Annotated in this window: 5 protein-coding genes; all 5 read left to right on the forward strand. The window is 69.6% G+C overall.

The features are described from left to right. Positions 1-195: 195 nt before the first annotated feature. On the forward strand, positions 196-2,712 hold the full coding sequence (locus LXM94_RS08090) for a sensor histidine kinase (protein ID WP_408015603.1): 2,517 nt from the start codon (positions 196-198) through the stop codon (positions 2,710-2,712). A gap of 4 nt (positions 2,713-2,716) precedes the next feature. Then, positions 2,717-4,210, forward strand: a complete 1,494-nt coding sequence (tsaE, locus tag LXM94_RS08095) for a tRNA (adenosine(37)-N6)-threonylcarbamoyltransferase complex ATPase subunit type 1 TsaE (RefSeq protein ID WP_235770655.1) — start codon at positions 2,717-2,719, stop codon at positions 4,208-4,210. Between the two features lie 23 nt (positions 4,211-4,233). Continuing rightward, positions 4,234-4,965, forward strand: coding sequence for a nucleotidyltransferase family protein (locus LXM94_RS08100; RefSeq protein ID WP_235770656.1), 732 nt, complete (start codon positions 4,234-4,236; stop codon positions 4,963-4,965). A gap of 1 nt (position 4,966) precedes the next feature. Continuing rightward, complete coding sequence (addB, locus tag LXM94_RS08105) at positions 4,967-8,152, forward strand: double-strand break repair protein AddB (RefSeq protein WP_235770657.1); 3,186 nt, start codon at positions 4,967-4,969, stop codon at positions 8,150-8,152. Next, the coding region (gene addA / locus LXM94_RS08110) for a double-strand break repair helicase AddA (RefSeq protein ID WP_235770658.1) at positions 8,145-10,197 on the forward strand (2,053 nt) is incomplete at its 3' end. The genes addB and addA, both read left to right, overlap by 8 nt.

Consider the following 10,197-nt stretch of genomic DNA (forward strand, 5'->3'; position numbering starts at 1 on the left):
GGTCGCGACCTCTTTTTTGGGCCCCGCACTTCCCGGCGATTCGGGAAGCAAGTATTGTTTTGGCTGTTGATTCGACGCGCAGATGCGGACCAGGCGCGACGGGTCGGGGATGTCTTGTCGATCAGGCGGCAAACGGACGGAGACATACCGGGGATGACCTTGGAACTGAAACGAGGCCTGCTTCGGCAGGGTTCCATGGCGCGTGCACTCTTGCAGGATGCAACACGCCACATCGGGCCGACAGCCCTTCGAACGACCGGCTTCTTCCGGGACCGGCTTCGCATCCGCCGGCCCGCCGCGCTCGCGGCTGGCACCGCCCTTTCGACGCTTGCGGAACCGGCGCATGCCTTCGGCGGCCCCGCAGGGCTCGGCAGTTCCGAGGTGATCTCCGTTGCCGTCATGCTCGGCGTCATTTCCGCGGCCATGGTTTCGGCCCTGTTCATGATCCGCCAGCGCGGCCGGATGGAGGCGGAGAACCGCGACCTGCGCTCGCGCTTCTCCGACACCCAGCACCGGCTGTCGCGCCTGCAGGCACTGATCGGCGACAAGGACCGGCGGATCGTCGTTTGGGACGGCCTGTCCGGCAAGCCCGATTTCCTCGGCCAGCTGCCGCTCGAAACCGGCGCGCCGGCGGCCGAATCCGAATTCCTCGCCTTCGGCCGCTGGCTGAAGCCGGCATCGGCCGCCGACATGGAACATGCCGTCGAAACCCTGCGGTCGCAGGCCCAGAGCTTCGACATCGTCGTCGAGACGGCGCGTGGCGCCGTGATCGAGGCGCAGGGCCGTGTCTCGGGCGGTCAGGCCTTTGTGCGCTTCGTGGCGCTCAACAATCTGCGCGAGGAGGCCGCCGAGCTTCGCCTCGAGCGCGACGGGCTCGCCCGCTCGCTCTCCACCTTCCAGCATCTCCTCGACGCGATCGACCAGCCTGTCTGGATGCGCACGCCGGACGGCAACCTCGCCTGGGTCAACGCCGCTTTCGCGGAAGCCGTCGAGGAAAAGGATGCGGCAGGCGCCGTGCACGAAGGCCGCGAGCTGCTGCCGACGATCGCACGCGAGAAGATCCGCGCGACGAGCACCTACGACACGCCCTATCGCGACAAGGTGTCGACCGTCATTCGCGGAAACCGAACATTCCTCGACGTCGTCGACGCGCGCGGTCCCGCGGGTTCGGCCGGCATCGCAATCGACGTCTCCGGCATCGAGGCGGTCCGCGAGGAGCTTGCCCGCACGCTGAAGAGCCATTCGGAAACGCTCGACCACCTCGCCACACCCGTCGCCATCTTCGACGGGGCACAGCGGCTGCAGTTCTACAACCAGGCCTTCCAGCGCATGTGGGACCTCGACACGAGCTTCCTCGAGCGCAAGCCGGATCACGGCGAAATGCTCGACCGGCTGCGCGCGGCCGACAAGCTGCCCGAACAGCTGAACTGGAAGCAGTGGAAGGAGACCGCGCTCTCGGTCTACCGGGCGATCGACACACAGTCCGATCTCTGGCACCTGCCGAACGGACAGACGCTACGCGTCTTCGCGACGGCGCGGCCGCAGGGCGGTGCCACCTGGGTCTTCGAGAACCTGACCGAGAAGGTCGATCTCGAGACGCGCTACAACACGCTGGTCCAGGTGCAGGGCGAGACGATCGACCACCTCTCCGAAGGTGTCGCCGTGTTTGGGCCGGATGGGCGCATCCGCCTGTCAAATCCGGCGTTCCGCGCACTCTGGGGCGTCAGCGAGAAGGATGCCGCGCCCGGCACCCATATCCGCGCCATCGAGACCGCCTGCGCGCCGTCCTACGACCGGCCGGACGGCTGGAAGCGCTTCGCCCACATCATCACCAGCTTCGACGACGAGCGCCCCTCCTGCCGCGGTGTGCTGGAACTCCTGACGGGGCTCGTGCTCGATTTCGCGGTGACGCCGCTGTCGAACGCCCAGACGATGCTCACCTTCGTCAACATCACCGACAGCGTGCGGGTCGAACGCGCCCTGACCGAGAAGAACGAGGCCTTGCGCAAGGCGGATGCGCTGAAAAACGATTTCGTCCAGCACGTCTCCTACGAACTGCGCTCGCCGCTCACCAACATCATCGGATTTGCCGACCTCCTGAGAACGCCGGCGATCGGCGAGCTCAGCGAGCGGCAGGCCGAATATGTCGACCATATCGCGACATCCTCCGCGGTGCTGCTGACCATCGTCAACGACATCCTCGACCTCGCCACCGTCGATGCCGGCATCATGGAACTCGAACTTGCGGAGATCGACATCCCGGACCTCCTCGACGACGTCGCGATGCAGTTCGCCGACCGTCTGCAGGAGAGCCAGATCACGCTCGACATCTCGGCATCCGGCGCGCTCGGCACCGTCGTTGCCGACCACCAGCGTCTCAAGCAGATCATGGTGAAGCTCCTGACCAACGCCGCCAATTTCGCGCCGGAGGGCAGCACGATCCGTCTCGCCTGCTGGCGCGAAGGCCCGGAGTTCGCCTTCAGCGTCGCCGACGACGGCCCGGGCATTCCGAAGGACGTGCTGCAGACGGTGTTCAACCGGTTCGAAAGCCACGGCCGGCGCGGCGGAGCCGGTCTCGGCCTCTCGATCGTCGAGAGCTTCGTCAGCCTGCATCACGGCACGGTCACCATCGACAGCCGGGAAGGGGCAGGCACCACGGTTACCTGCCGCATTCCATCCGGCCTGCTGCCGGCGATCGCCGCCGCGGAATAGCCGCATGTCGATTGCGCCGCTGTTTCTGGAGGACGAGGCCGCGACCATCCGCTTCGGCGAGGATCTGGCGCGCGCCGTTCGGCCGGGCGACCTGATCACGCTTTCGGGCGACCTCGGCGCCGGCAAGTCCACCTTGGCCCGCGCGCTGATCCGCGCCATCGCCGACGATGCCGCGCTGGAAGTGCCGAGCCCGACCTTCACCCTCGTGCAGAGCTACGCGCTTTCCCTTCCCGTGTCGCATTTCGACTTCTACCGGCTCGCCGATGCCGAGGAGGTCGACGAGCTCGGGCTGGACGAGGCGCTGGAGGACGGCGTCTGCCTCGTGGAGTGGCCGGAGAAGGCCGAGGCGGCGCTGCCCGCCGACCGGCTGACGCTTCGCTTCGTTCACGAGGGCACGGGCCGGCGGATAGAGTTCGCCGGCGGCAGGGAAGGATTGCGGCAGCGCATCGCTCGCTCGCTGGCAATCCGCGACTTCCTCATCGGCGCGGGGCACGCGGATGCAATGCGCCGGCATCTGACCGGCGACGCGTCCGTGCGCGCCTACGAAACCGTAACGACGGCCGATGGCGGGCGGATGGTGCTGATGGACGCGCCGGCGCATGTGCCGGGACCAATCATCGTCGACGGCAAATATTACCAGCAGATCGCCCATATCGCCGAGAACGTCCGCCCCTTCGTCGCCGTCGACCGGCATCTGGCGGCGCGCGGCTTCGCGGTGCCTGCGATCTTCCACGAGGATCTCGGGCGGGGCCTGCTGCTGATCGAGGATCTCGGCCGCGAGAGCGTGCTCGATGAGGCAGGCCTGCCGGTCGTCGGGCGCTACGAGGCGGCCGTCGACTGTCTCGCCCGGCTGCATGCCCAGCCCGCGGCCAGCGCGGTGCCGGTCAGCGACGGCACCATGCACCGCATCCCGGATTTCGACCGCGACGCGATCCAGATCGAGGTCGGGCTCCTGACCGACTGGTACCTTCCCTGGAAGCGCGGTACGCCGGCGACCGAGGACGAGCGCCGCGCCTACCGCACCGTCTGGGACGACCTGATCGAAACGCTGCGGTCGGCCGAACGAAATCTCCTGCTGCGCGATTTCCATTCACCGAACATCATCTGGCGGCCGCAGGCGGCCGGCATCGACCGCGTCGGCATCATCGACTTCCAGGACGCGATGATCGGCCCGACCGCCTATGACGTGGCGTCGCTGACCCAGGATGCGCGCGTCGACATGCCGGAGGGGCTGACGGAGACGCTGCTGGCACGCTATCTCGCCCTCCGCGCCACATCGCCCGGCTTCGACGCGGCAACGTTCCGGCGCGACTGGCATGTCATGGCCGCGCAGCGCAACTGCAAGCTCGTCGGCATCTGGGTGCGGCTGATGCAGCGCGACGGCAAGCCCGGCTACATGAAGCACATGCCGCGCACCTTCCGCAATCTGGAGACGGCACTCTCCCATCCGGCACTCGCCCCCTTGCGCGCGTGGTGCGAAGCGGCTGGAATCCGCTGAACCGAATCAGCGGACGGATGCTCATGACGATCGAAGACGCGATGGTGCTGGCGGCAGGGCTCGGAACCCGGCTGCGCCCCATCACCGACACCATGCCGAAGCCGCTCGTCCGCGTCGGCGGCAAGCCGATGATCGACTACGCGCTGGACGCGCTGGCCGAGGCCGGCGTCCGGCGCGCCGCCGTCAACGTCCATCACTTCGCGGGCCAGATGCGCGACCACCTCGCCCGCCGCACAGTGCCCGAAATCCTGATCTCCGACGAGACGGCGCAGCTGATGAATTCCGGCGGCGGGCTCGCCAAGGGGCTGACGCTGCTCGGCCGCGGCCCGGTCTTCGTGATGAATGCCGACCTCTTCTGGATCGGCGATGCAACGGGCGCGGACAGCAACCTTGCCCGCCTCGGCCGCTTCTTCGACCGGACCCGCATGGACATGGCGCTGCTCTGCGTCGACATCGAGCGCACGACCGGCCATAACGGGCGCAACGATTTCTCGATGGATGCGGAGGGACGACTGATGCGCCACAGGGAGGGATATGGGCGCCCCGTCGTCTATGCCGGCGCCATCGCCATGATGCCGGCGCTGCTCGACGACGCGCCGGCGGACGCCTTCAACCTCAACATCTATTTCGACCGTGCGATCGAAAGGGGACGGCTGTTCGGCATGATGATGGCGGGCCGCTGGATCACCGTCGGCACGCCCGACGCGCTGCCGGCAGCGGAAGCCGTGATCGGCACGCCTGCCGGAGCGGCCTGACATGGCGCCCGCCCGCGCCGGCGCAATTTTCTCGATCGCTGCCGGTCTGCCCTTCCTGCGCACGCTCGCCGGTGCGCTGCTGGCCGGCGATCTCGTGCCGGGTTTCCGCTACGACCCGGACGAACCGCTTAGGCTCGCCGATGTGACGGTCTACGTGCCCACGCGGCGCGCGGCCCGCGTGCTGCGCTCGGAATTCGTCGATGCACTCGGCGGCCGGTCCGCCATCCTTCCCGTCATCCGGCCACTCGGCGAGACAGACGAGGACAGCGGCTTCTTCGACGCGGCGGAACCGGACACGCCGGAGCTTGCCGAACCGCTCTCCGGCCCCGCCCGGTTGATCGAGCTCGCCCGGTTGGTGCTCGCCTGGCGGAACGCCCTGCCGGCGGCGATCCTCGACGTGCATTCCGAAAGCCCGCTTGTGGCGCCGGCAAGCCCGGCCGACGCCGTGTGGCTCGCGCGCAACCTCGCCGAACTCATCGACGCGGTCGAGACGGAGGAGGTTTCCTGGGAAGCGCTCGACCGGCTCGATGCGGCCGACCATGCGCTCTGGTGGCAGATGACGCTCGCCTTCCTGAGGATCGCAAGCGCCTTCTGGCCGGCGCGGCTCGGGGAGCTCAACCGGTCCTCGCCGGCGATCCGCCGCAATGCGACGCTCCATGCCGAGACGGAACGGCACAGGCGCCGCGAAACGGACCGGCCGGTGATCGTCGCCGGCTCGACAGGCTCCATCCCGGCCACCGCCCGGCTGATCCAGGCGGTGGCGCAGTCGGCGAACGGCGCCGTCGTGCTGCCGGGCCTCGATCTCGACATGAGCGATGCGGAATGGGAGCTGATCGCCTGCGATCCGTTGAGCGGCGGGGACTCGCAGGAGGCCGCCTCCCGCGGCCATCCGCAATACGGCCTCTACCGCCTGCTCAAACAGCTCGGCCTCGCGCGGCGGGACGTCCTGCCGATCGGCACGCCCTCCCCCGATATCGCGGCCCGCAACGCGCTGCTGTCGCGCGCCCTGCTGCCCGCCCATGCGACGGCCGGCTGGAACGACACGGCGACTGCGCCCGACGACGCGGCAGCGGCAGCAGCCTTCGGGACCGTGACGCTTCTCGAGGCGGCGAACGAACGGGAGGAGGCGACGGCCATCGCGATCGCGCTGCGGCTCGCGCTCGACGGCAGCGAGGACCGGCAGGCGGCGCTGATCACGCCGGACCGCAAGCTGGCGCGGCGGGTAGCGGCCGAACTGATGCGCTTCGGCATCGAGGCCGACGACTCGGCCGGCACGGCGCTTCTCGCGACGCCGCAGGGGGAACTGCTGCGGCTGCTTCTCGAGGCGACGCTCCGCCCGGGCGATCCCGTGCCGCTCGCCGGGCTGCTCAAACATCCGCTGCTGCGGCTCGGGCTCCCGGCGGACGCGGTGCAGCGCGGCGCGCGCGCCGTCGAGCTCCTGACCCTGCGGGGCGGAACGGCGGAGGCAGACGTCGCATCGCTCGAAACGCTGTTCGACGCCGCCGTCGAACGGCACGCGGCGGATCGCAAGCCGCCGGAATGGCGGCAGTCGCTTTCGCCCGACGACATCGCGGCCGGCCGGCGCGTTGCCGAAGCGCTCGGCTGGGCGGTGGAACCGCTTGCGGGCGCGCTCTTCGGCCGGGTGGCGAGCGGACGCCGGCTCAGCCGGGCCCTGCCGCTCGGCGACTGGGCCGACCGCACGGGGCGCACGCTCGAGGCGCTTGCCGCCGACGCCGACGGCAACCTTGCGACGCTCTGGTCGGGCGAAGCGGGCGACGGGCTTGCCGGCCTGCTCAAGGCCGTCATGGAAACGGACGGCGCGATCGACGTGGACGGGCCGCAGTGGTGCGATCTCCTGGAAGCGCTTGCGGCGGGGCAGATGATCAAGCCGCGCGCGATGCGCCATCCGCGCGTGTTCATTTTCGGTGCACTGGAGTCGCGCCTGCAGCATGTCGACACGGTCGTCATCGGCGGGCTCAACGAAGGAACGTGGCCTGGCCAGACCAGCAACGACGCCTTCCTCTCCCGCACCATGAAGATCGCGATCGGCCTCGAGCCCCCCGAACGGCGGATCGGCCAGCTCGGGCACGATTTCCAGATGGCGGCCGCCAGCCCGAACGTCGTCTTCAGCCGGTCGCTCAGGAGCGGCACCGCGCCGACCGTCGCCTCGCGCTGGCTGCAACGGCTTGTCGCCGTGGTGGGGGACGACGTCGCGGCCGCGATGCGACGGCGCGGGGCGAGGCTTGCCGCCTGGGCCGGGATGCTGGACGCCGCCGCGCCGCTCGCCCCGGCGAAACGTCCGGAGCCGCGGCCGCCGGCTGCGCTTCAGCCGAAGAGCTACTCCTTCAGCGAGGTCGGTCGGCTGCGCCGCGACCCCTATGCCGTTTATGCCCACCGCGTGCTGCGCCTCCATCCGGTGGCGCCCTTCAACCTCGAACCGGGGGTTGCCGAACGCGGCACGCTCTACCACCGCATCGTCGACCGCTTCGTGCGCGAGGAAGGGCAAGGCGGCGATCCCCTGCTGCACGTGCGTACGATCCTCGCGGAGGAATTCGAAAAGGCCGGCCTGCCGCCGCATGTGGACGCGGTCTGGCGGCCCCGCTTCCGTGCCGTCGCCGATGCCTTCGTGCGCTGGCACCTCGCACGGGCAGGGACGGTCAAACGGAGCCTGACGGAAGTGCCGGCCTCGCTGCCGCTGACGGTGGGGGAGATCAGGCTCACCGGCATCGCCGACCGGATCGACCTGCTTGCCGACGGTCGGGCCGACATCATCGACTACAAGACGGGTTCCTCTCCCTCGCTCAAGGTGGCGCGCACGCTGCTCGACCCGCAGCTTGCACTGGAAGCGGCGGCGCTGGCCGGCGGCGGCTTCAAGGGGATCGATCCCTGCGAGCCCGCATCGCTCGTCTATGTCCGGCTCAAGCCCGGGGAGCGCTTCGCATCGGAACGGGTCGACGGCGAGATCCGCACGGCAGCGGGCAGCACCTTCAAGTCCGCCCTCGACCTCGGCGTCGATGCGCGGGCCGAACTCGAGAAGCTGCTGCAGCGGTTGACGGACGGTTCGCTCGGCTTCGCCTCTCGCGTCGTTCCGGAGAAGGAACGGGACTACGGCGGCGAATACGACCATCTCGCCCGCGTCGCGGAATGGTCGACGGCGGAAGACGGCGAGGAGGTCGAGGATGGCTGAGCCGGACCGCCCCCGTTCCGACGATCCGGCCGACTGGCTGAGCTGGACCGCGATCCGACAGGCCGCCGCCTCGGATCCGGACGCCTCGGCCTGGGTTTCCGCCAATGCCGGGTCGGGCAAGACGCACGTGCTGACCCAGCGCGTCATCCGGCTGCTGCTCGCCGGCTGCCGGCCCTCGGCGATCCTCTGCCTCACCTATACGAAGGCCGCCGCCTCGGAAATGTCGAACCGCATCTTCGACCGGCTCGCCGAATGGGCGACGCTTTCGGACGAGACGCTCTCCGAGCGGGTCGCGGCCGTCGAAGGCACCTGGCCCGACCGCATCAAGCTCCAGGCGGCGCGCCGGCTCTTCGCCAAGGCGCTGGAGACGCCGGGCGGACTGAAGATCCAGACGATCCATGCCTTTTGCGAGGCGATCCTGCACCAGTTTCCGCTGGAGGCGAATGTCGCCGGCCATTTCTCGGTGCTCGACGACCGCGCGGCGGCGATCCTGCTTGCCGATGCGCGCCGGACACTGCTGACCGCGACGGTCGCCGAAGAGGATGCGGCGCTGGCCGAGGCCTTCGCCGCCGTGCTCGACATCGCCGACGACACCGGGCTGGAACGCCTGATCGGCGAGATCGTCGGCAAGCGCGAGGCGCTGCGGGCCTATCTCCAGGCCGCGGGCGGGACCGGCGGCGCGGCTGCGGACCTGCGCCGTCGGCTGGAACTCGGACCGCAGGAGGACGAAGCGGCGATCCTGTCTTCCTACTGGCCGCTCGACGGGCTCGCCGGTCCGCTGCTCGACGGCTACCTGTCGCTTGCCGCATCGCTCGGCAGCGAGACCGTGAAGCAGAATGCGGCGGCGCTGGTGGCGGTGCCGCGGATGGCGGATGCGGCCGGACGGCGGCAGGCGCTCGTCGACCTGTTCTTCACCAAGGCCGGGGCACCGGCGAAGCTCGACCGGGCCTTTCTCTCGAAGAAGCTGAAGGAGGACGCCGCGCCGCATCTCGAGGCGGCGCTGGCGGCGGCGCAGGCGCATGTCGCCGCCAGCGAGGACCGGCTGCGACGCCTGCGGACCTTCGAGGCAACCCGCGCCGCCCTCGTCATCGCCGACCGGCTGATCGGCGACTACGACGACATCAAGAAGAGCCGCAGCCAGCTCGATTTCGACGACCTGATCGAGAAGACGGCAGAGCTGCTGACGCGGAGCGGCGTCAGTGCCTGGGTGCACTACAAGCTCGACCGCGGCATCGACCACGTGCTGGTCGACGAATCGCAGGATACGAGCCCGCGCCAGTGGGAGATCGTCCGCGCGCTGACGGAAGACTTCTTCGCCGGCGAAGGACCCCATGCCGGACAGCGCACGCTCTTTGCGGTGGGCGACGAGAAGCAATCCATCTACTCCTTCCAGGGCGCCAGGCCGGAGCGTTTCGCCGAGGAGGGCCGCACTGCCGAGCGACGCGCCCGGGCGGCGGCGATCGCCTTCCATCCGATCCGGCTGCTCCTTTCCTTCCGCTCGACGCGCGACGTGCTGTCGGCCGTCGACCAGGTGTTCGCGTCCCCCGCCAATGCGCGCGGACTGGGTGCGTCCGGCGACGGCGTGGTGCACGCCTCCAACCGCGGCCGGGAGCCGGGCGTGGTCGATCTCTGGGAGATGATCGCCGCCGGCCCCGCAGGCGACGAGGACGACTGGACGGCGCCCTTCGACGCGGTGCCCGAGGCCTCGCCCGTCAACGTGCTGGCCCGCCGCATCGCCGATACGCTTGCCGCGTGGCTCGGCCGCGAAACCGTGACGGAAAAGGGCGTGACGCGTCCGATGACGCCGGGCGACGTGATCGTGCTGGTGCGCAAGCGCGACGCCTTCGTCACGGCCCTCACCCGGACCCTGAAGCAGCGCCACCGCATTCCTGTCGCGGGCGCCGACCGGCAGGTGCTGACCCGCCACATCGCCGTGCAGGACCTGATGGCGCTCGGGCGTTTCGCGCTGCTGCCGGAAGACAGCCTGTCGCTCGCCGCGCTCCTGAAGAGCCCGTTTTTCGACCTCGACGAGGAGACGCTGCTCA

This window comes from Rhizobium alarense (assembly GCF_021555155.1).
In the GTDB taxonomy this organism is placed as follows: Bacteria; Pseudomonadota; Alphaproteobacteria; order Rhizobiales; family Rhizobiaceae; genus Rhizobium_D; species Rhizobium_D alarense.

Excerpts from the sequence above, each read along its gene's own strand:
- LXM94_RS08090 (WP_408015603.1), top strand. The coding sequence starts at position 196 with ATGGCGCGTGCACTCTTGCAGGATGCAACACGCCACATCGGGCCGACA.
- tsaE (WP_235770655.1), top strand. The coding sequence starts at position 2,717 with ATGTCGATTGCGCCGCTGTTTCTGGAGGACGAGGCCGCGACCATCCGC.
- addB (WP_235770657.1), top strand. The coding sequence starts at position 4,967 with ATGGCGCCCGCCCGCGCCGGCGCAATTTTCTCGATCGCTGCCGGTCTG.
- LXM94_RS08100 (WP_235770656.1), top strand. The coding sequence starts at position 4,234 with ATGACGATCGAAGACGCGATGGTGCTGGCGGCAGGGCTCGGAACCCGG.